Here is a 21,870-nt window from a genome sequence, read left to right on the forward strand (position 1 = left end):
ATCGTTCATGGTCATGTCCATTCATGATGACCTGTTTGTATAAACTACGCTCTTACAATGCAGGACTTAAAAGGCAAAAAAAACCGCGATGTGACTCGCGGTTAATGTTAAAAAAAGCTTATTTACTGCTATCTGGCGTATTAATCATTCGGTTCAGCCAGGGCACCATAATCGCCATCACCACCGTGACAGCCAGGGTGACCAGGCCTATCTTGCTGAAGACGTTGGTGTAGATAGGCAGCGTTTGCAGCGGGTCGGTGATGTTCTCCGGTACGGCAGTAAACGTGGCGACATACCCGCCCATCAGGAAGGCGGCGGCTTGCGTCAGGAACCACATCCCGAGAATAAAGCCCATCAGGTGCTGCGGCACGAGAGCGGCGACCATCGCCAGTCCCAGGGCACTAATCAGCAGTTCACCCAGGCTCTGGAACAGATATACCAGCACGATAAACCACGGCGACGTCAGCCCCTGCGCATCCGCAAACCACATCCCGGCAGCGGCTGCCGTCAGGAAGCCCAACGAGCACAGGAACATACCGAGCGTAAATTTCATCGGCATAGTCAGGTCTTTGCCTTTGTTTCCCAGACGGGTATAGATCGCGGCCAGTACCGGACTTGCCAGCACCACCCAGAACGGGTTCAGCGCCTGGAAGCTCACTGGGTTAATGGCGAAACCGAGAATTTCATGGTGCACGTTATTGATAGCAAAGAAGTTCAGCGATGTCGGCATCTGCGCGTACAGCACGTAGAACACAACCGCTTCCAGCATCAGGATGAAGGCCACGAACATCTTGTTGCGCCCGGTTTTATCCAGTTTGAATGCCTGACGGAAGAAGATGATAGTCACGGCAATCGACAGGACGATCAGCACCAGGTTGGCAATCTGCACGTTGTGCATCAGCCAGGCGCAGATAAATACCATCACTACCGTACCGGCCAGCACGTACAGCAGATTACGGAAATTCAGCGGCTTATGGTCTGGCTCAGAACCGATATTTTTTACCATCCCACGGCAGGCAAAGTAGACCAGCAGCGCGACGATAAGCCCGGCCCCGCACAGGTTGTAGGTCACCGCGTAGCCAAACTTATCGGCAATCACCGGTGCCAGCGACAGCGACAGCAACGAACCGATGTTAATCGACATATAAAACAGGGTGAAAGCACCGTCCAGACGGGCGTCTTTTGGTGGATAGCATTTTGACAACAGGCTTGCCGGATTGGCTTTAAACAGCCCGTTACCGACGGCAATGGTACCCAAAGCAATAAAGATCAGATCGGGCTTGAGCAGCGACATCCCGGTCATGAAGTAGCCGATTGCCAGCACAATGGCACCGAGAACCAGCGTGCGCTTAGTGCCTAACAGGTGGTCGCCGACGTAGCCGCCGATCGAGATCAGGCCGTAGACCAGCGCAGCAAAGGCACCAAAGGTGACAAATGCCTGTTCCTGTGAAAATCCTAGCTGCTTAACAAAGAATACCGCCAGGATGCCCTGAACGCCGTAATAGCCAAATCGTTCCCATAATTCTACAAAGAAGATCATGAAGAACGGACGAGGTTGCTGCAGCAAGCCCGTAGGTGCAGTTTTATTCATATTCCATCGCCTTTCAAAGCCATCCCGAAAAGTATGAACGCGTATGCTTAAACGCGCCGAAAAAGTCTTGTTTTGTTATAGGCTGCGGCTATTAGCCGCGAGAGTAGAGTATTATAGAGATGGTTTTCGATCCAATTAGTTGATCACACTAATTATGATTTGTTTGTTGGATTGATGTACTAATTGTGTCCGAATGATAAAAACAAAAACGCCCGCACAGGCGGGCGTTTACAGGCTTAACTACTTGCAGCAGGCCGGGCTATTTCCCGGCGGCAAGCATTTTATGCTTCTTCGTCGTCACGCAGCGGAACAATCAACATGTCGACGTGGACGGTGTTGATCAGTTGGCGCGCGGAGGACATCAGTTTGCTCCAGAAATCCTGGTGGTGACCACAAACGACCAGGTCCATGTCGTATTTTTTGATGGCATCAACCAGAACCTGACCCAGGTCGCCGCTACCGCTCAGGGTTTCGGTGATAGGGTAGCCTGCGTTGGTGGACAGCTCGGTTAACGCGTGGTGGGTTTCTTCAGAAATGCGTTTCTGCATGTCGCCCAGATTCACGTCGATAAGGCCGGTGTACAGGTCGGAATAGTTTACGTCAACGTGGATAAGGGAAACTTTAGCATTGTAAGGCCGCGCCATAGAGACCGCTTTTTCAACCAGAACTTTGCTTTCCGGAGAAAGATCAACCGCGATAAGAATGTGTTTATAAGCCATAGTGTTACTCCTTCCATAAGTTGTCGATGACTAGCCTGCTGGCGTTTCTCTGCCGCCGCGTCATCCGCGTCCTGCGAACCTTGTGCGCGGGGCTAGCCCAGTCGTAAAAACGTACCATATAAGGACTATCCTTACATTATAGCGACCAGAATAATCCGTCAATCCGCCTTGCTTGCCAAGCAGTTAAACAAATTTTTTAGTTAATTGCATTGATAGCGATTAACCTTCTGGCAAAAAAATTAACTAATCTCCTACACTATCTAGAGGGGCGTTCGAATGCGTGATACTAATACGAACGGTTTCTTCAGTACTCTTCACTGAATGGTTTGGCAGGGTATCGGGGAGCGGTAGTCCCGGAAAGGAGTTCCGTGGGCGGGTCGCCGGGGAGGGGGTATGATAAGCACCATTGCATTGTTCTGGGCTTTATGTGTCGTTTGCATTGTTAATATGGCGCGCTATTTTTCTTCGCTACGCGCACTGCTAGTAGTACTTCGTGGTTGCGATCCATTGCTTTACCAGTATGTAGATGGAGGGGGCTTTTTTACCTCGCATGGGCAACCGAACAAGCAGATGCGTCTGGTGTGGTATATCTACGCTCAGCGTTACCGCGATCATCATGATGATGAATTTATTCGCCGCTGTGAGCGGGTTCGCGGTCAGTTCATTCTCACCAGCGCGCTATGCGGCCTGGTGCTAATCAGCATGGTTGCGCTGATTATCTGGCACTGATTCCAACGACAGATACAAAAAAAGCGGGCCAGTTTCCTGACCCGCTTTTTTACCGCGCATTCGCTTAGATAAGCTTCAGGGAGAGCCAGTACAGCCCGCCGGAAAGAAGAATTGCTGCTGGCAGGGTGAAGACCCAGGCCATCAGAATGCTGGTCACCGTTTTACGCTGCAAACCGCCGCCATCAACAACCATCGTTCCCGCAACGGAAGAGGAGAGAACGTGTGTGGTGGAAACGGGCATACCGGTGTAGCTGGCAAGACCGATAGAGACTGCGGCGGTCATCTGCGCCGACATCCCCTGGGCATAGGTCATGCCTTTCTTACCGATTTTCTCACCGATAGTGGTTGCCACGCGACGCCAGCCAATCATCGTACCAATACCCAGCGCCAGTGCGACGGCCATAATGATCCAGATAGGCGCGTACTCAATGGTGCTCAGCATGTCAGATTTCAGTTTCTTCAGCAGACGCTGATCGTCAGCGCTTACGCCAGGCAGCTTAACCACTTTATCGGTGGTATCAGAGATGCACAGCATAATACGGCGCAACTGACCACGCTGTTCGACGCTTAACTTGTCGTAGGTTTCCAGATTCGCCAGCATACCTTTCGCACGTTCCAGCGCGTTGATGGTATTCGCCGGGTGACAATGGAACTCGGTCGGTGTCGCTGGTGCCGCGTCCGTCGGGGACGGAATCAGCTGGTCTACGCCTGTGGCCTGTTTAAGCAGGTCAGGGCGCTGCTGGAAGAAGACTTCGACGTTATTGATTGCATCACGGGTACGGGTAATTTCGTAACCGGAAGCATTCATATTCACCACGAAACCTGCTGGCGCTACGCCAATCAGCACTAGCATCACCAGACCAATGCCTTTCTGACCATCGTTCGCGCCGTGAGAGAACGCCACGCCGATAGCGGAGAGGATCAGTGCAATACGCGTCCAGAACGGCGGCTTTTTCTTTCCGTCTTTCTTTTCACGTTCTGCCGGCGTCAGGTGGATACGGGCACGTTTTTTCGTACCGCTCCAGTAGCGACGCAGAATGAAAATAAGACCACCTGCAACCACCAGACCGACAATAGGTGAGATGATAAGCGAGGCAAAAATACCGATAACTTTCGGGATGTTAAGTGCATCCACCACCGAGGTGCCGTTCATCAGCGCATTGGTTAAACCAATACCGATAATGGCGCCAATCAGCGTGTGGGAGCTGGATGCAGGCAGACCAAAGTACCAGGTACCCAGGTTCCAGATAATTGCCGCCAGCAACATGGAGAACACCATGGCGAGGCCATGTGACGATCCCATATTAAGCAGCAGATCCGTTGGTAACATATGCACGATGGCATACGCCACGCTGAGACCACCCAGCAAAACACCAAAGAAGTTGAACACCGCAGCCATGACCACCGCCAATTGCGAACGCATTGCACGGGTATAGATCACAGTTGCGACAGCATTGGCTGTATCATGGAAGCCATTAATTGCTTCGTAGAACAGCACGAAAGCCAGAGCAAGCAATAGTAAAAGCCCGGTATGTAAATCCAGGCCAGCAAACAAATGTAGCATAGGACGTTACGCCATTTTGAGGACATGAACGCGGCGCATTATCAGTGACTTTGGCGGCGCGGGCAAAGTGAAATATAGAGTTTTTTTGATTTGTCTCCTGCTTTGTTTTACACCACTAAAGAATTATCCTATATATTTCAGATAAATACCCTTTATCGGTAGTTTGGTGCTGGTGCGACCACTGAGGAATCTTTACAATTCACTCCCGCTTTTTAGAGAGGATCGCAACGTGGAAAGGTTTGATACCGTTATTATAGGCGCTGGCGCAGCGGGTATGTTTTGTGCCGCGCAGGCAGGACAAGCAGGTAGTCGCGTACTGCTAATTGATAATGGTAAAAAGCCCGGGCGCAAGATTCTCATGTCTGGCGGGGGCCGCTGCAACTTTACCAACCTTTATGTCGAGCCGGCTGCGTATTTGAGTCAAAACCCGCATTTTTGCAAATCGGCGCTGGCGCGTTATACACAGTGGGATTTTATCGATCTGGTGGGTAAGCACGGTATTGCCTGGCATGAAAAAACGCTAGGCCAGCTTTTCTGCGATGATTCCGCCCAGCAAATTGTCGATATGCTGGTGGATGAGTGTGAAAAAGGTAACGTAACTATGCGGTTACGTAGCGAAATCCTGAGCGTTGAGCGAGATGGTGACGATTTTATCCTGGAATTGAATGGGATGAGTGTCGGCACGAAAAAGCTGGTTATTGCCTCCGGTGGTCTCTCTATGCCGGGTCTGGGCGCGACGCCGTTTGGTTATAAAATTGCGGAACAGTTCGGCCTGAACGTTTTGCCTACGCGCGCAGGGCTGGTGCCTTTCACCTTACATAAGCCGCTACTGGAGCAGCTTCAGGTGCTCTCTGGCGTATCCGTTTCTTCCGTTATCACCGCCGAGGACGGCACCGTATTTCGTGAAAACCTGCTCTTTACGCACCGCGGGCTTTCTGGTCCGGCCGTGCTGCAGATTTCCAGTTTTTGGCAGCCAGGTGAATTTGTCAGCATTAATTTGTTGCCGGATGTTGACCTCGCGAGCTTCCTCGATGACCAACGTAGCGCACACCCTAATCAAAGCTTAAAGAACACCCTGGCAATGCAGTTGCCAAAGCGTCTGGTGGAATGTTTACAGCAGTTAGGGCAAATACCGGATGTCTCGCTGAAGCAGCTTAATGTACGCGATCAGCAAACGCTGGTTGAGACGCTGACTGAGTGGCGGGTGCAGCCGAACGGTACGGAAGGGTATCGTACCGCTGAAGTCACGTTGGGCGGCGTCGATACCAACGAACTGTCATCGCGCACGATGGAAGCGCGCAAAGTGCCGGGACTCTACTTTATCGGCGAAGTCATGGACGTCACCGGCTGGCTGGGCGGCTATAACTTCCAGTGGGCGTGGTCGAGCGCCTGGGCATGCGCGCAGGATTTGACACCTGTGTGAACTAACAATAAAGTTTGCCCGCAGACAATAAAGATTGCCCTTAAGAGCGTAAAAATACAATAAAGTTTGCCCGTAAGAGAATTTTGCCCATAAGCGAGCTGCATTCTATACTTAAACATCGGGGTATATATGGGTCGTCTCAATGGCTACCGGTAGAAGGTTAAAAACCTTAGATGACTTTAATCGGTCGTTAAAAAATAAGTACGGGGTAGGTGTAGGTACTGAGTATAAACCTTGGCTCCGTATTCAAGATGTGGCCTCTAGGGGCATTCGCTCCCAAATTTGGGGGCGCAAAACCAATCGTGTACATCATCTGTTGTCTTCGATTGAGAGCCAGTTTTTTTACCTAGCTGAATTTAGTGATTCAGTAACCGATATCAGGGAACAATTTCCACTGCTCCCTATTACTCTGTCAAACAAGATAGCGGTAACTTTGGGGGTTGAGCACCCAAAGGTCCCTGTAAATGGGGAGCTCAACATTATGACGACGGATTTCCTGCTGACGTGCCAGAAAGACGGCCGTAAGTTCTATCATGCTGTTTCTGTAAAACCAGAGAATGGCATTGACCAGAGAACTGCTGAGAAACTGGATATTGAGCGTGTATGGTGGGAATTGCTGGGTGTCAAGTATTCGTGCTTTATGGGAAATGAGCTAACAAAGATCCAGAGCGACAATATTAGGTGGGCAACAGCACCGTTCAGATCTGGTATGACTGTATACGATTCTTCTATAGTTCAGCGGGTTTTAACAGCGGTTGAACCGGGCAAATATTTATTATCTGATTTATGTAAAGATCTTACCCTCATGTGTGATAGAGAGCGTGAGGATGGTCTAAATTTGCTGCGCTATCTTATCGCAGATAAATTTATAAATGTTAATTTAGATTATTCGATTGAGGCTTGTGGAGGAGTTGAAATTCAGTCTGTTAGCAGTGATAAAAGGCTGGTTTCTAATGGCTATTGATATAAATAGTGTATGGGATTTGAATGATGTAGAAGGTCTGAAAGATGGACCTTACCGTATCATCGATATTATTCCTCATTTGGACTGTATTATCTTGTTCCCCTTAACGAACAATCACCGCTTGCGAAGACCCACTGCAATATTACTATCATCTTTTGAAAATTACATGGCTTCAGGCAGTGTTATGCTGATTGATTTTCAAATTCCAAGCTTTCTTTTGCTTGCAGAGGAGAATCTTCCATCTTCTTTTAAAGAAAAGAGAGATGCTAATTTTAGTTTGATTAGTGATTTGGTTTCAGAACGTGATTTTTTGTTTACTTACGCTACTTCAAAAAGGATGACCAGTTTAGTTCAATATGCTCAAGAGAAAGGTACTGATCGGAAGAAGTTATCTCGACTACTGAATGCTTTTTGGCAATATGGTCAGACGAAAAATGCATTATTACCTGCCTACTCAAATAGTGGAGGGGCTGGGAAGACTCGGAAGGCAAAGAAAGGAACACTTGGTGCTCCAAAAATATCAAGAACACTCAGTATTCAACGTGCAGATAAATATATGCTTACCGTGATAGATAAACAGAATATTCGTAAATCACTGATGGCGAATTATTTAAGGGTCAATGGTAAATCTCTTGCCGAATCCTATAAGGAGTATCTTCGTAAATACCATGAAGATGAATTGAAAATGGCAAGTATCAGTAATAGAGCACCTAGTGTACCTTCACTCCGTCAGTTTTCATACTGGAAAGAACGCTTATTTTCAGATGATATAGTCATTCGCAAGCGTTCAACTGAGCGTGACTACTTACTAAATAAACGTAGTGTGCTTGGTTATGCCGCGCAGGATGATTTAGTTCCTGGTAGCTGTTTTGAAATTGATGCAACAGTAGCTGATGTACATATCGTATCCAGTTTTGGCGAGCAATATATTCTCGGACGGCCAACTATTTACTCTATTGTCGATCGGGCGACGCTTATGGTAGTTGGACTGCATGTCTCCTTATATTATGCCTCTTGGCGTGCTGCGCGCCAGGCATTGGTTAATTGTTTCTCACCTAAATCTGAATACTGTGCTCAGTATGGGATTTCTATTGATGAGTCTGAGTGGCCTTGTGCGCATGTTCCTAGGCGCTTCATCTGTGATAATGGTGAAATGATTGGCCTAAAACCACAGGAAAAAGTTGTACCTTTTACTGAACTGAGTTTTGCTCCTTCTTATAGACCTGATTATAAAAGTTTCGTTGAACGTCGTTTCAAAATTTTAAATGATAGTTTGATTCACCAACTGCAGGGATCGACGAAAGGTGGGAGAGTTGTACGCGGGGATAGAGATCCGCGTAAGGACTCAAAACATACATTGTATGAAGTGACTTCAATGCTGATTGATGCCGCGCTAGAGCATAACAGAACCATTCAGAAATCCCTTGCCTTCACCCGACCTCTTTTGATTGAAAAAAGTTTAAGTCCTACTCCGCTCAATACGTGGAAGATATATATTTCTCAGCACAGGCATTCACTTAGTCGAGTTGCTCCTGATGAAGTGATTGCTCGATTGTTACCACCAGAACAGGTCAGCATGACCCGAAGTGGTATCAAATACAAAGAAATGTTTTATTCTTGCGCACAGATTGAAGATGAAAGCCTTGCTGCTATTGCGAGGGTACATGGGCGCTGGAAGATGGATGCCCGGGTTGATGATAATACGGTGAATCATATTTATGTGAGATTAGATGAGAAGCAACCGTTTACGAAATGTCATCTATCATCCCGGAATGTAATGCTTAAAGACATACCCGTGAGTGAAGCTGAGTTTATCCAGGACTGGCTGGGGTCACATTTAGAGAAAATGCCTGTTACAGTAGAATCGATAGACATGAAGAAACGGCATGTTCAATTTGAAAAGCAGGCTAAAAAGAGGACAAATACTCACTCTGTGCCATACAGGGAAAAAATAAAGAACATTCGGGAAAATCGCCTTGAGGAGCTCAGGAGAACAACACATTCTTTCCCTGAGCATGGTGAAGACAATACTGCTGAGATTAAGCTGGAAGCAAAGGTGGTAGCTATGCTGCCAAGGCGAAATCGTAAGCCAGGAAAATAGCTGATGCGAAGAGAAAAAGCAGAATATCACCAGGCAATTTTACCAGAGCACAGAGGAAACCCTCTGATTGAAGCACTGAAACCTAAATTAGGTATAAATGAGCTTCTTGAGCAGTTTTCAAATTATCCAGTTTTGGATGAACATATCCGACAGCACCCCGATCCTTTAGTTAGAGAAGAATACACAATACGCCTGAAACAATTGCGTCAGCCTTTTCTTATTTATTATGAATGTTTTAGAGCGATAGAAACTGCAATTAAAGACGGTTATTCGACAAAAAATCCCTTTAGCCCAACTACTGCTCAGTATCTTCACTATCCAGTTGATGCCAGACCTGCGATTGAACCGAGAACAGGTTATTTTGAGCCTAAAGCAGAAAACATCACATTGATAGGTGCTAGTGGAGTAGGTAAAACCAGTATGCTCGAGCAGATACTGAATTATCTACCAAATGTGATAGAACATGATTTCTATCATGGGCATAGAATGGAGTTCACAGAACAGGTTGTCTGGATTAAGGTGGAATGTCCTAATAATTCCAGTGTTCGTGATCTCTGTGAGGAGATCTTGGTAGCATTAGATTTAGCTATGGGTAGAGAAAAATCAATATCTGCAAATACAATCGGTAGTCTGATGAGACAAATAGAACAGCGAATTAAATCAAGTTTTTTGGGGATCTTAGTTATTGATGAAATGCAAAGGTTGGTGTTCAAGCGCACGGGAGGTGAAAATAACCTTCTTAACTTCCTTCACAGCCTAGTAAATAAATTAGGAATCCCCCTCTTTTTCTGCGGCAATCCACCATTCGATGACACGCTATCAAAAACTCTTAAGGCAGCCCGCCGTGCTGAAAGTTCTGGATACTTCCGAATGGAATCCTTAAAAAAAGAGAGCGATGAGTGGGCAGCATTTATTGAGGAACTTTGGGAAATGCAATGGACTTGTATATATAACGAGCTAACGGATGAGTTGAATAACAAAATGTATGAGTTATCTCTCGGTAATTTGGATATTGCTCACCGTATTTATCGGGAGGCGCAGAGACTTGTTATCTTGGCTGATTCAGATGATGAAAGAATTAATACTAGTGTACTGGAACAGGCATATGTAAGAGCTTGTGGTTTGTCTGCTGGTACCGATGAAATCAAAGAGTTACGATCAAAAATGTCTTTACCAAAAGGGCATCGAGGGCAAAAAATACGTAGACCACAGTGTATACCCGATAATCCTCGGGAATTTATTGCAGATATTACTCGGGCTCAGCATCCCGAGTTCGAGCTGAGTTTACGTGAGCTGGTTGGCGCGGTTAACCTTTCGGAAAGGATCGGTGATCCAGATATTTTCCAACGGGCCGCTAAGCAAAAGTATCCTGTTGATCTGCTTAGACAGGTAGGGATTATTGATGATGATCCTTTGGGCCGACTGTCTTGAGTAGATTAATATCTTATAAGTAACAGTTGTAAGTGACCAAAATATTTTTTTCTTAACCGTCAGGGTCAAACAATGTTAAACCGTACTGATAGATAAGGTGAGAGATATTTAGTGTATTATAGGAGAATCTTCATGCATTGTAGCGGAACTATCAACTGGGGAAGCGACGTATGGCTTTAAGAGTCTTTTCCCCTATTATAAGTAGCTCTCTCCAGCAGAGGGGGTGGGATGTCCTTGGACTGGGTTCCCGGGATGGTATTGCTTTGATAAGAAAAATCAACGACGGGCTTGAAGGGAGTGTTGTAAAACGTATTTCTGAATGGGCGAAAATCACGCCGACGGAACTACAAAAAATGTCGGGTATTCCAATCACTACGTTTAAACGTTCTACCAAAAAACGATTTACTGCTAATCAGAGTGAGCGATTGGTGCGTGTTATACGGATAATCGAACGGGCGGTCGCATTGTTCGAGGGTGACAAGGAGGCTGCAAAAAAATGGCTACATGAGCCAAATCGTGCTCTGAATTGGAATATTCCAGCTGAAATTGTAGCTTCTGAAACTGGGGCCCATGAAGTTATTCGCCTTATTGTTAGAATTGAGGATGGTGTTTATTTATGATTCTATGATAACATCATGGAATACAAATTTTGATAGCTTATTTTTTTAGAAATATTAAATGGTGTTGATGTTAATATATTTAATATACGTTTTTAAATTATTTTAATAGTTCGAGGTGGTTGGATATCCAAGAGTCAAAAAATAAATCATGATGAGTTCTTGTCCTAAAAATTAAGATACCTTTCTAGATGATTTTAGTTCTGCATTGCACTCAATGCGAGAATGACCTATTTACAAAAATTATTTGTGATCAACTAATGTATTTCAAAGCCACTTAATTTCCCCATTTCGCAGCCAAAAAATTGATTTACAGCCTTTTTGTAACCAAACTGAAGTATGAAGCGTTGGAATTTTTTTTTGATTAATATGGATAGACCAATTAGGTATAGCTTCTTTTAGGAGTAACAATTCAATCCGCATGCAACATCTCATGGGCAGAAAAATGCTACTGCCCAGTCTTAGTTTTCTTTCCTGGCTAAGATCAAATTACGCTTAAGGAGTTTCAGTGGAGGGGTATCCCCCTCTATCACAATAACCCGTCGGCGAGGCATTAGGGATTCTTTCAGTTTTAAAAACCAACGGAGCCAATTCATTTAGATAGAACATGTTTATTGCTGTAATCTGTCCCATAAGTGTGGAGCCTTTCTCTCTTGATTTCATATAGAGCATTTCGAGTTCAGATCGTATGTCAGGGAGGTTAGCGAAAAGGGCTTTGTTCCTTGGAGCTCTAAACACGTTCGTACTGTTGAAAAACTGAGAAACCTGTATAACTTTCTCTAATTTTTTTTACTGACTCATAGATACATTGACTTGTCTCAAGCTTTTATGCTCCAAAGTTTGATAAGAACATCTAATAACCTAACTTTGCCTGAGCAGTTGATCTATTTTTTATAATGTTGCAAAGTATAAACTATTACTGGTTCGGATTATTACCTATTACAGGATCATAATGGCGATTAAACTAAAAAATTTACGATCTGCAGCTAGTCGTTCCGGAAGAGTCTTTGTTGCTAAATCGCTTAATGAAGCTGTGGCCAAAAAACAGCAAACTGCTTTTTTATGCCATAGCCATCAAGACCATGAATTAGCTAAGGGCCTTCAAGTTTTATTGAAGGAGAATGGATGGGACTTATACATTGACTGGGAAGACAGCGAAATGCCAAGTATTCCCAACAAAGAAACTGCAAACATAATTAAGTTAAAAATAAAGACTACTGATTGGTTCTTGTTTTTAGCAACAAAAAATTCAACTCAATCACGTTGGTGTCCTTGGGAAATTGGTTTTGCAGACATAGCCAAAGGCTACGAAAAGATATTGATTATTCCGACAGAAAATGACTCAGGTGTTTGGTATGGCAACGAATACCTTCAGCTATATAAAAGGATGGATGAAGGAGTTAACAATCAAACGGGTAAGTCTGGATATGCGGTGTATGACGCTGGAATAAATTCCGGCACTTGGGTGGAAAATATTTAAAGGAAACTAAAATGGCTAAAGTTCCTGTTTTTTACAGCTTTCATTTTGATAACGATGTAATGAGAGTTCAACAAATACGTAACATCGGTAGCCTTGACGGTAACCCTCCAACCTCCCCAAATGAATGGGAAAAGCTCAAACGTACTGGTAATAAAGCAGTTGAGAACTGGATAGATCAAAATATGAAATACAAACGATGTATTATTGTTTTGATTGGTAGCGAAACTGCTTCAAGACCATGGGTTGAACATGAAATTATCAAGGCATGGAATGACGGAAAAGCTCTTTTAGGCATCCACATTCATAACCTAAAATGCCCTAGAAATGGCATTAGTAGAAAAGGGAAAAACCCCTTTGACCTGATTAAGTTCACTGATGGTAGAGCACTGTCAAGTGTTGTTCCTTGTTACGACCCTAGCTCTATCAATACTTATCAGGACATAGCAAGCAATATTTCAAACTGGATTGATTACGCCATTCGACATAAGGCAAATTGATTTTTTATTTCATTTTTTCGAAATGAATTAATGATGTAAAATTGACGAGTCATAAGCCACGAAAACCTCTGTAACTTATGTCCTTGCACATCAGTTCACCACTGCTAGGCAATGGGCATTTTACGAAATTTTTCGCAGCATGTTGAAAGATAATAGGCTTCTAACGGAAGATCTATAAGACAAAATAATTAACACTAAGAGCATCGAATAAAATTTACACATCCACTGGATAAAGTGTGAGCCTGCCTAATCAACGGAAAGATTTATTTAGCGGGCGAAAGGATCGTAAAAGGGTGGAACACTTTGGCTACACCTTAGTCATCCCTGCCTCTGATCTGTATTTTGAAGATCATACTAGTAACACAATTGTTAAGCTATCCAAGTACTGCAAGAGATACGAATTCGCGGTTCAAAATGGCCGAGAAAATATCGCAGGCTTGATTGAAACCACAACTATGTTAGCCGGTCGTTGAAAACGTGTCCCCAAGACGTACTTGCTGGCAGAAAATGACATTTCAGGTAATTGAGGTGATACACATGGCAACCACAAGGCGTCTATCCGGAGTCAGAGTTCATCTTTCCGGGTCGAATAAAGAACTGCGAGCAGACATAGATGATTTTGTGCAGAAAATTGCCGCTAAAGTTTTCAGTGAAGGAGGCTCAATTGTTCATGGAAGCCATCCTTCGTTCATTGCGCCACTCCGTAAAGCTGCTGAAGATTTCATCCAAACCGGTGGTAGAAGGGAAGCGCTTACACTTGTGCGGGCGAAGAGTTACTCAACTGACGAGTACGCTGCTGAAATTGAAGAGCAGAGAACATTTGCTTCTGTAGAAATTGTGCCTGCAGATAACAGCGATGGCCAGGCTGTAGACGGCTTGACCCCAATGCGTGATTGGATGGCTGATCGTTCCGATGTAGTCATCTGCATCGGTGGTGCATGGTGGGACATAAATAAAGTAAAAGCAGGCGTCCCCAATGAGCTAGATGCAATGCTTGATCTTGGAAAGCCAGGCTTCGTTGTTGCGGGCTTTGGCGGCGCTATCGCAGGATATCTCGAAGAAGATCCTTCATTGCTATCTCGTTTGCGAAACGGACTATGTCACGAAACGAATGCGACTATTGCCAACAGTACATCGGTTGATCTGGTTGTGAAGCTGATTGCTGATCAGTTGAAGAACCTGCCACTTACTCGGCGTACTTTCTCGCGTGGCCGTAATTTCCGTATTTTGGCGCTCGACGGAGGGGGGCTCAGAGGCACCTTCACTGCTGCAGTTTTGGCCAAGTGGGACGATATGTTGAAGGCCGGTGGCGGGAGTAATTTAATTTCTCATTTCGATTTGGTAGCTGGTACATCCACAGGTGCTATTTTGGCTATTGGACTGGCGATGGGTTTGCAGCCACGTGAAATCCTTGAGTTCTACGAGAAAAAGGGTCCCCAGATTTTTCCGAAGGATCGGAAACTTCGGCACTGGCTTAAATCCAAGCATGACTCAGCAACTCTCCGTGGACTTTTGGCCGAGGTGTACGGGAACAAAACGCTGGCTGAAGATTCTCGCTGCCGCTTGGTGATCCCTACGGTGAGGGCCAAGGAAGGTCAAGCTGAAGCGATTGTTACCCCACATAGCCCCGACCGGACTGCATTCAGAGATATTTCAGCCGTTGAGGCCGCCCTAGCTTCTTCCGCTGCACCTACCTATTTTGATGAAGTTACCTTCGATGGGCCTGTTGCGTTGGAGACGTTCCTGGACGGTGGCGTCTGGGCAAATAACCCCATCCTCCCGGCGTTGGCGGAAGCGGTTCGATACCTGAAGATTCCCCTAGAAAGGATTGATGTGCTGAGCATCGGCACACTCAGTAGCGAAAGTGATTTCACTGACCAACTCGGAAAGGGCAAAGTAGGCTGGGCACCTCACAGTGTAGATCTCTTTTTTGCAGCCCAAGAGCATGGTGCTCTGGTACTCGCTCAAAGTTTCTTGGGTCCAACACGTCATATGCGTGTTAACCAACAGACCAGTGATGAAATTAAGATGGATGATGCTGAAGCTATCCAAGACATGGTCCGACGCGGCAATGAGGCTGGCAAAGAACACTTTGCTGAGGTGCGCTCCAGATTCTTTGACGGACAACACGTTGAGGTGTGGGAGCGATTTTAATTAAGCGCGGATGCCCTAGCGTTACCCGTTTAGACATCCGCTTGGCACGTAGGTCTTGACTGGGGGGAATTAATGTTTATCGATCTAACTGTTAGTAATATCTACCCAACATTTCGTTTTAGTTCTGACGAAATAGTGGCGTACAAGGCCAGAAAAGGGGAACTGTTGATCAGCCTCGAAAAATACCTTCTTGATGGACGTAATATACTTGATGCTGACAAAATACAGAAATCGATCTTTCCGCAGCACGATATTGATGTTTTTATCTCTCATTCTCATGCTGATGAAGACGAAGCCATTAGGATAGCCCTCAGCCTGGAGAATATTGGGCTCACGGCTTTCGTTGACTCATGTGTTTGGGGGTATGCTGACGAACTTTTGCGGAAAATCGATGATAAATTCTGTATACCACAGGGATGGAGCCATTACAGTTACAATCTACGTAACAGAACAACGACCAACGTGCATTTGATCCTTAATGCGGCTTTACAGCAAATGATAAAGCGATCAGAGTTGTTCATGTTTTTGGGCACTGAAAACGCAATAAATATCGATGACTACATGTCTGGAGAGGGGCGTCTGTCATCTCCATGGATTTTTTCAGAGCTTACATTTGCTAAAAGTGTCAAGCGTTCGGAACGTAGAATTTTCCAACAGGGTAATGAGAGTTTCGAGAAAATGAAGAGCGAAAGTAGAGCTCTTGAGCCGGGCTTCAGTTATCCCCTGCCGAAGCTGAAACATGAAATGAGCCTACAGGAGTTTAATGGTTGGCTAGATAAAGGAATATCAGTCGAGGCTGGTTTTGCCGGGCGAATAAGCGGGTTGACGCACTTGGATACGTTGTATAGCAAGCTGGGGTTCAGTGAAGTTCAACTGAGTGAGCCAAGATTTAAGATTTAGGTATTTCTGTTTTGTGAGGATTTAGTTGGTTTCTGCGAGGTATGGATGTCATTCATATATAGTTTGGCTGTTTTGGGCTTACCGACCGCTACTCAACTCTCTGAGCTTGAAAACGCTGTCACTGATGCTGTTTCCATGTTTGGATTGAGGGTGGGTCAGGAGATCGGCTGGGAAGTTAGTCCTGATACTTTTATCCCTAATCAACAGCGATCTGCTGCTGTTGTATTTTTCGGCGGATTAGGTGCTGATCATCCCAGCTTACCTAGCTTGCTGCGTAGCGGTGTGCCTGTTGTTCCCGTCGTGTCTGATTTATGCGAAGTGGCGACCAATGTACCGGAGATCCTGCGTCCATTGAATTGTTTGTCCTACGCCAATGGTGGGGCAAAAAGGGTAGCCACTGCACTTTTGGAGTGTGCAGGCCTGCTTCCGAAGCAACGTCGGGTTTTTGTAAGTTATCGGCGAGACGAGGCTCGTCAGGCGGCACTGCAGATGTTCGATGCCCTCTCTGCTAGGCATTTTGACGTTTTCCTGGATACACATAGTATTGCCCCGGCAGAAGATTTTCAGACCATGTTATGGCATCGGCTTTGTGATTCTGACGTGTTGTTGATGCTCGACACTCCCGACTACTTTAACAGTCGATGGACTGCAGCGGAGTTCGGAAGGGCCTTGGCTAAGGGTATCAGTGTTCTTCGAGTAGGATGGCCGGGAGTTCTGTGCTCGGCGCGGTTAGCGACTGCAAGCCTTTCTGAGCTTGGTGAGAGTGAGTTAGATGTCGTATCGGGACGTATTAGTGACCACGCGATTGACCGGATCTGTCTGCAGCTTGAAGAAGTCCGCAGCAAGAGCCATGCGGTGCGTACCGTTAACCTAATGAGCAATCTCCGAATAGGCCTTGAGACTATCGGTGGAGAAGTGATTGGCATGGGCACCGGCCGAGGGATTCGAGTGCGTCTGCCCGATGACCGCATGGTTGTGGTTTATCCAACGGTGGGCGTTCCGACCTCCACGACTATGCACGAAGCATCAATGAATTCTCCTGATGAATCCGTAGCCATACTCTATGATCATGTAGGCCTGCATCCTCAGTGGCTTAGTCACTTGGATTGGCTGGGTCAATACATCCAAGTCACGCGATGGGTTAAGGCTTGCGAGGCGAGTTGGCAATTTGCAGATTGGAGGGTATAGAAATGGCGGCGATTTTCCTCTCAGCAAGTATCCCCGTGATTGGACGAGGGCAATATTACGAGACCGCTGACCCATTTCTTATCCAGTGCGCTGTCCGTGAACTGACTATTGCGACCGTTCGCAGGCACAAAATCGTATGGGGCGGTCATCCAGCAATTACCCCTATGATTTGGAGCATCTGTGAAGATCTTGGGGTTGATTACACTAACTCTGTCATCCTGTATCAAAGCCGCTTCTTCGAAGGTCGCTACCCGGAAGAGAATCAACGATTTGACAACGTGGTTTATACCGACCCCGTGCCCGGCGACATTCAAGGTAGCTTGCAACTAATGCGCGAGCAGATGCTCTCCAGAAAAGATCTTATCGGTGCAGTTTTCATTGGGGGGATGGATGGTGTTGAGGTCGAATACAACATTTTTAGGCGGTTCCATCCTGGGGCATTCATCCTTCCAGTTGCCGCGCCAGGCGGTGCGGCGCTTAATCTTGCACGGGATAATGGTTATTTCAGCGGGAGAGAGCTTGAAGATATAGATTTCGCCACGCTCTTTAGCCGTTATTTAGTTGATCAATAGTTGTCTTGTACGATCCTGTATTTTTGTAAACCAAGCGAGGGCCATTTTGGTTTCTTATCATCATATAGATGTTAATGCGATATACCTCGGAAGGAGCTGCCAATAACGATGGATACGCTTGGGTTACAAAGCATTTTCCATATGTGCCTGAATAATCAATTCGTATCCATAAATCAAAATCATAGAGAGGTATAATCACCAAATACTAGCTTCATGTCGTTACCCTTTAGGTAGATGGATGCAAAATTTAGACGAGAAGAATAATGGCTATAATTCGTAAATCTGAGATACTTCGTCGCTACAATGCCACACAGACAACATTATTAGAGGAGGCCAGTGAAAGGCGCTGGGCAGCAAATAGCCTGCAAAAAGCATTTGAATCTTTCTCCGTTTCTGAGCATTACGATATTTTTCTTTCTCATGCTTATTCTGATGCGCGAATAGTTATGCAAATTAGAAGCATGCTAATCGAAAAAGGTTATTCCGTATATGTTGACTGGATAGAAGATGAGCATTTAGATAGAGGAAAAGTAAGCGAATTTACTGCAACCGTACTGCGTAATAGAATGAATAATTGCTCATCTCTAATCTATTTAACTTCTAATTCAGCAGAAAAATCGGTTTGGATGCCATGGGAGTTAGGATATATGGATGCGCGAACTGGAAGAGTATCAGTTGCGCCTATTATGGAAAATGATGATGAAGAGTTTGATGGGAGAGAATACCTAGGCCTGTACCCTTATTTAGATCTAACTCTAGAAAGCTTTTATATACATAGCGGCGCCGGGTCATGGGTTACGTTTGGAGATTGGATGCAAGGGAAAAAACCGAAGTAAAACATGATATGCCTAACAAGCCGTTGCACAAAAAAACAACGGCGCTCACCAACTAGCGCTTTCCAGCCCACTGCCTTTGGGTACCTGGCTCTATAACCAGGTAAGGCGGATGAAGAATAAATTTCAGCTCTTTGAGCGCAAGTGCTTCATTGATGCGGGCTCCAAACTTCCGGAGCGTGGCGTACATCAGCTTCTGGGAAACGCCCGCTTGTAAGCATCCCGGCAAAACGGCCCATTCACTTTTAGAGATATTCCGATATACTGATTATGTTCCCGGAGGAGACGCTCGGAAGTGTCTAGATTATCCGTGGCGATTCATTTTATCTTAAAAGTAAAATCCGTGATCTTACCTTGTAAGGCATATTTCTAACTATGGTGGAGGTAGGTATGAGGCTTCCTTCTACATTGCCAGACGAAACTTTATATAGTCGTTTAGTTCGTAGTTTAACTTTTATTGGTTTACCTCGTAGTATGTTCCTTACTACTATGTTTGGTAACGATAGGGCAAGTATTCATCCTTGGCTGACTTCGAATCTTTCAATATTGGCTGAAAATAGTGGTGAAGATGCGCAAATACTTTTTAGAGAACAGACACTCTTTCCCTTATTCAGTTTTTTTTTACCGCATTACTGTAAGCGAATCTATTGTGATGCATTAGCATTACATTCGGCAAGTAGAGCATGTCAGCTTACTAATTTCAGAGAATATGAAAGAATTACATTAAAATATTGCCCTATGTGTGCGAGAGAAAATATGGAAATGTATGGTGTAACATATTGGCACTTAGGTCACCAGATACCCGGTATCGAAGCCTGTTATTTACACAAGATATGGTTATATCATATTCCAATGCCACCTCGCCCGCATATTCAAGTGGAATTATTACCATCACTTGAATCGCATGATAGGCATTGTAACTTTCAAGCATATGCTTTCGCAAATTATTCAGTGTCAAAGCTTAAAGCGATAACAAAAGGAGAGGCGGAATTCACAGATTATTTCAGGGGATTTAAAAATATAGGTTATATAACAGATGCTGGACGTGTACGTAGGAAATCAATTGCAACTGCGCTGTATCGATTAGCAAGTCAAATAACAGAGATGAATAATGGGCTTCTACCTAAATCAGATGATGATTATAGTTATTTCTCGAATTTATTGAAGGGGAAGTCTGACCAACATCCTTTTAAACACCTCTTGATTGGTTTTTTTCTAGAACATGTTGATTTGTTTTGCAAGGGAAAAATAGCAGAACTAGAATATAAGAAACCAGATTCATCAGCTTCTAGTGATAAATGTAAGAAATTGCTTTCTCAAGGATTATCGATGGCTGAGGCCAGTCGACGTACGGGAAAAAGTAGATGTTTTATAAAGGCATTAGCTATAAGGTCAAATATTTCGTTGAATCTTCGACCAAGGAAAATAACTGTTTCGGTAAAGGAAAACATTTTGCTATTGGCACAAAAAGGATTTCATCGAAAAGAAATAGCTAGACGTTGGGGAGTTTCTGTTGGTAGTGTAGAAACTCTTATTTCCAGTGTTCCTGGTCTAGTCAATTATCGGAAAGCTGCTAGAATTGAATCAAAATGCCGGCGTCATAAAATAAGAATAATTAGATGGTTAAGTGAGCATCCTCAAGCAATACGGCAGCAATGTAGAAAAGAGTGTGGCGCTGCCTTTTTTTGGCTTTACCGACATAAACCTACTTGGATAGAAAATATATTACCTGTAGCAACATCACCAGTTCAACATAGGAAAGTGAAACATAAACTTTAGACGTTGATTTTATTTGATGTGTAAATAATACTACCCATTCAACGAATATATCTGATATAAACACATAAAAATAATAATGAGATTAGGTATAAATACTGTGAGAAAAAATCTGTGAATATTCCATTAGATGAATCATTGCAAAGCTTCCTTCTTAGACAACAGTTGGTTTTTGCAGATGTCTTTGACCCTAAAGGGGTAGTATCAGGTGATGGTCAATGGTTTAGTAAACCCTATGCACATCATGAAGTTTCATATGTCTTCCATAGATTTGATGATCTTTTTTTACTTGAAACCTCAGATATCGGGAAAAAAATAGGTAGGATGGGACATGGTCTATTTGATACACCATCAGCTTATTGTCATAATCTCCCATCCATATTTCTCTCTGGAGAGCGATCTATAACATATAAATCAGATAAAAAAATAAGAATAAAATTCTGTCAAAAATGTATTACGCAAGCAATTATTGATTTTGGGTTTGGTTATTTTAAGCATGACTGGATTCAGGCCCGACGGTGTCATGAACACAATACACCACTTTATCGTCTTCAGCTGACTTCGTATAATAATGCTCTTATTAATATTAAGCAGGTTATGAATGGAGAACTTCCTAGGAATGCAGTTGAGATCGTCGATTCATATCAAAGAAATAATCCTACATTCGCAGAGCACTCTATATCAAGACCTGAGTTTATATTTCCAATTAGAGCAATGAAGTGTGTCGGTGAGGTTATTGGGGTTATCATTTTAAATAATATAAGAAAATTACCAAGTTTTGATGGCTTATTCGATATCAAGGCATGGTTGCTGTTAGGCGAAGATTTGCTTCTCTGGGGAAAAGATAATTTACGGTTTATGAAGGCTACTCTGGCTGTTGAAAATGCCATAGTGTTGCTGAGTAAATGTGATGATTTTAATTATGAGCTTCAACAGGCTGTGGAGTATGTTAAAGTAATTATCTCTCCTAGAAAACAATTTTCTGAAATTATAATGGTTCCTAAATTTAGATATTGTGCGTCTTGCTTGGAATGTCGAACTTGTGCTGCCGTTGGGGAGGATACAGAAAATATTAGAGACAAAGTCGATCTTCATTTTCTATTTCAACACTCCACATCATTCAAGCGATATGTTTTTGATAATAATATAATTTTACTAACCGGCAACCATGTTTGGTCACCATTTAGGGTGAAAAGAGATATATTAAATGAAAAGTCAGCATAGTAATGCTAAATAATATTTAGCCCATAATAATTTGGTTTGTCCAAGCCTATTCTAAATTTTTATACTTTTAGCTGAAATGAAAGAGGAGTTGGGAGAACACAATCGTG

At 44.3% G+C, this 21,870-nt stretch carries 19 protein-coding genes; 15 read left to right on the plus strand and 4 right to left on the minus strand.

Annotation, left to right across the window (positions count from 1 at the left end; genetic code table 11):
- Positions 1 to 118: 118 nt before the first annotated feature.
- Both dtpB and uspA read right to left on the minus strand, forming a co-directional pair.
- Entirely contained in the window at positions 119 to 1,591 is a 1,473-nt protein-coding gene (gene dtpB / locus GPJ68_RS01110; RefSeq protein WP_019078104.1) for a dipeptide/tripeptide permease DtpB, read from the minus strand.
- 281 nt (positions 1,592 to 1,872) lie between these two features.
- Positions 1,873 to 2,310, minus strand: coding sequence for a universal stress protein UspA (gene uspA / locus GPJ68_RS01115; protein WP_003023368.1), 438 nt, complete (start codon positions 2,308 to 2,310; stop codon positions 1,873 to 1,875).
- Positions 2,311 to 2,703: 393 nt separating this feature from the next.
- Between uspA and uspB the strand changes: the two genes are divergently transcribed.
- Positions 2,704 to 3,039 (plus strand): universal stress protein UspB, encoded by a 336-nt coding sequence (uspB, locus tag GPJ68_RS01120; protein ID WP_003023371.1) that lies wholly within the window; start codon positions 2,704 to 2,706, stop codon positions 3,037 to 3,039.
- A gap of 64 nt (positions 3,040 to 3,103) precedes the next feature.
- On the opposite strand, the gene pitA is transcribed toward uspB, so the two are convergent.
- Entirely contained in the window at positions 3,104 to 4,603 is a 1,500-nt protein-coding gene (gene pitA, locus GPJ68_RS01125) for an inorganic phosphate transporter PitA (protein WP_016154875.1), read from the minus strand.
- Positions 4,604 to 4,832: 229 nt separating this feature from the next.
- Here pitA and GPJ68_RS01130 point away from each other — a divergent pair, with 229 nt between their 5' ends.
- The 5 genes from GPJ68_RS01130 (at position 4,833) to GPJ68_RS01150 (ending at position 11,142) form a co-directional block, all read left to right on the plus strand.
- Positions 4,833 to 6,026 carry an NAD(P)/FAD-dependent oxidoreductase gene (locus GPJ68_RS01130; protein ID WP_094762200.1) on the plus strand — a complete coding sequence of 398 codons (1,194 nt, stop codon included), beginning with the start codon at positions 4,833 to 4,835 and terminating at the stop codon, positions 6,024 to 6,026.
- A gap of 142 nt (positions 6,027 to 6,168) precedes the next feature.
- Complete coding sequence (locus GPJ68_RS01135; protein ID WP_000190554.1) at positions 6,169 to 6,990, plus strand: TnsA endonuclease N-terminal domain-containing protein; 822 nt, start codon at positions 6,169 to 6,171, stop codon at positions 6,988 to 6,990.
- Positions 6,980 to 9,091 (plus strand): hypothetical protein, encoded by a 2,112-nt coding sequence (locus GPJ68_RS01140; RefSeq protein WP_000963211.1) that lies wholly within the window; start codon positions 6,980 to 6,982, stop codon positions 9,089 to 9,091. The genes GPJ68_RS01135 and GPJ68_RS01140 overlap by 11 nt, the downstream gene beginning before the upstream one ends.
- A gap of 3 nt (positions 9,092 to 9,094) precedes the next feature.
- The gene (locus GPJ68_RS01145; protein ID WP_001250588.1) at positions 9,095 to 10,522 is read left to right on the plus strand and encodes an ATP-binding protein; all 1,428 of its coding nucleotides are present in this window, start codon (positions 9,095 to 9,097) and stop codon (positions 10,520 to 10,522) included.
- Between the two features lie 170 nt (positions 10,523 to 10,692).
- Positions 10,693 to 11,142: an antitoxin Xre/MbcA/ParS toxin-binding domain-containing protein gene (locus GPJ68_RS01150; RefSeq protein WP_001218123.1), complete on the plus strand. Its 450-nt coding sequence runs from the start codon at positions 10,693 to 10,695 to the stop codon at positions 11,140 to 11,142.
- Between the two features lie 264 nt (positions 11,143 to 11,406).
- Here GPJ68_RS01150 and GPJ68_RS25315 read toward each other — a convergent pair whose 3' ends face one another.
- On the minus strand, positions 11,407 to 11,574 hold the full coding sequence (locus GPJ68_RS25315; protein WP_225858605.1) for a DUF6527 family protein: 168 nt from the start codon (positions 11,572 to 11,574) through the stop codon (positions 11,407 to 11,409).
- 517 nt (positions 11,575 to 12,091) lie between these two features.
- On the opposite strand from GPJ68_RS25315, the gene GPJ68_RS01155 reads away from it, so the two are divergent.
- The 9 genes from GPJ68_RS01155 to GPJ68_RS01195 all read left to right on the plus strand — a co-directional run bounded on the left by GPJ68_RS01155 (position 12,092) and on the right by GPJ68_RS01195 (position 21,763).
- Entirely contained in the window at positions 12,092 to 12,619 is a 528-nt protein-coding gene (locus GPJ68_RS01155; protein WP_000985599.1) for a toll/interleukin-1 receptor domain-containing protein, read from the plus strand.
- Between the two features lie 11 nt (positions 12,620 to 12,630).
- Positions 12,631 to 13,116, plus strand: coding sequence for a TIR domain-containing protein (locus GPJ68_RS01160; protein WP_001151554.1), 486 nt, complete (start codon positions 12,631 to 12,633; stop codon positions 13,114 to 13,116).
- Between the two features lie 537 nt (positions 13,117 to 13,653).
- Positions 13,654 to 15,270, plus strand: a complete 1,617-nt coding sequence (locus GPJ68_RS01165; protein ID WP_001395489.1) for a CBASS cGAMP-activated phospholipase — start codon at positions 13,654 to 13,656, stop codon at positions 15,268 to 15,270.
- Between the two features lie 72 nt (positions 15,271 to 15,342).
- Entirely contained in the window at positions 15,343 to 16,170 is an 828-nt protein-coding gene (locus tag GPJ68_RS01170) for a toll/interleukin-1 receptor domain-containing protein (protein ID WP_000469290.1), read from the plus strand.
- A gap of 45 nt (positions 16,171 to 16,215) precedes the next feature.
- Positions 16,216 to 17,358 (plus strand): toll/interleukin-1 receptor domain-containing protein, encoded by a 1,143-nt coding sequence (locus GPJ68_RS01175; protein WP_000008533.1) that lies wholly within the window; start codon positions 16,216 to 16,218, stop codon positions 17,356 to 17,358.
- A gap of 2 nt (positions 17,359 to 17,360) precedes the next feature.
- On the plus strand, positions 17,361 to 17,930 hold the full coding sequence (locus tag GPJ68_RS01180) for a hypothetical protein (RefSeq protein WP_000718920.1): 570 nt from the start codon (positions 17,361 to 17,363) through the stop codon (positions 17,928 to 17,930).
- Positions 17,931 to 18,193: 263 nt separating this feature from the next.
- Entirely contained in the window at positions 18,194 to 18,766 is a 573-nt protein-coding gene (locus GPJ68_RS01185) for a toll/interleukin-1 receptor domain-containing protein (RefSeq protein ID WP_000974844.1), read from the plus strand.
- Positions 18,767 to 19,153: 387 nt separating this feature from the next.
- Complete coding sequence (locus tag GPJ68_RS01190; RefSeq protein ID WP_001395486.1) at positions 19,154 to 20,542, plus strand: TnsD family Tn7-like transposition protein; 1,389 nt, start codon at positions 19,154 to 19,156, stop codon at positions 20,540 to 20,542.
- 111 nt (positions 20,543 to 20,653) lie between these two features.
- On the plus strand, positions 20,654 to 21,763 hold the full coding sequence (locus GPJ68_RS01195) for a hypothetical protein (RefSeq protein ID WP_001025076.1): 1,110 nt from the start codon (positions 20,654 to 20,656) through the stop codon (positions 21,761 to 21,763).
- Positions 21,764 to 21,870 lie beyond the last annotated feature (107 nt).

It is taken from the genome of Citrobacter sp. 172116965, assembly GCF_013458095.1.
Classification (GTDB): Bacteria; Pseudomonadota; Gammaproteobacteria; order Enterobacterales; family Enterobacteriaceae; genus Citrobacter; species Citrobacter braakii.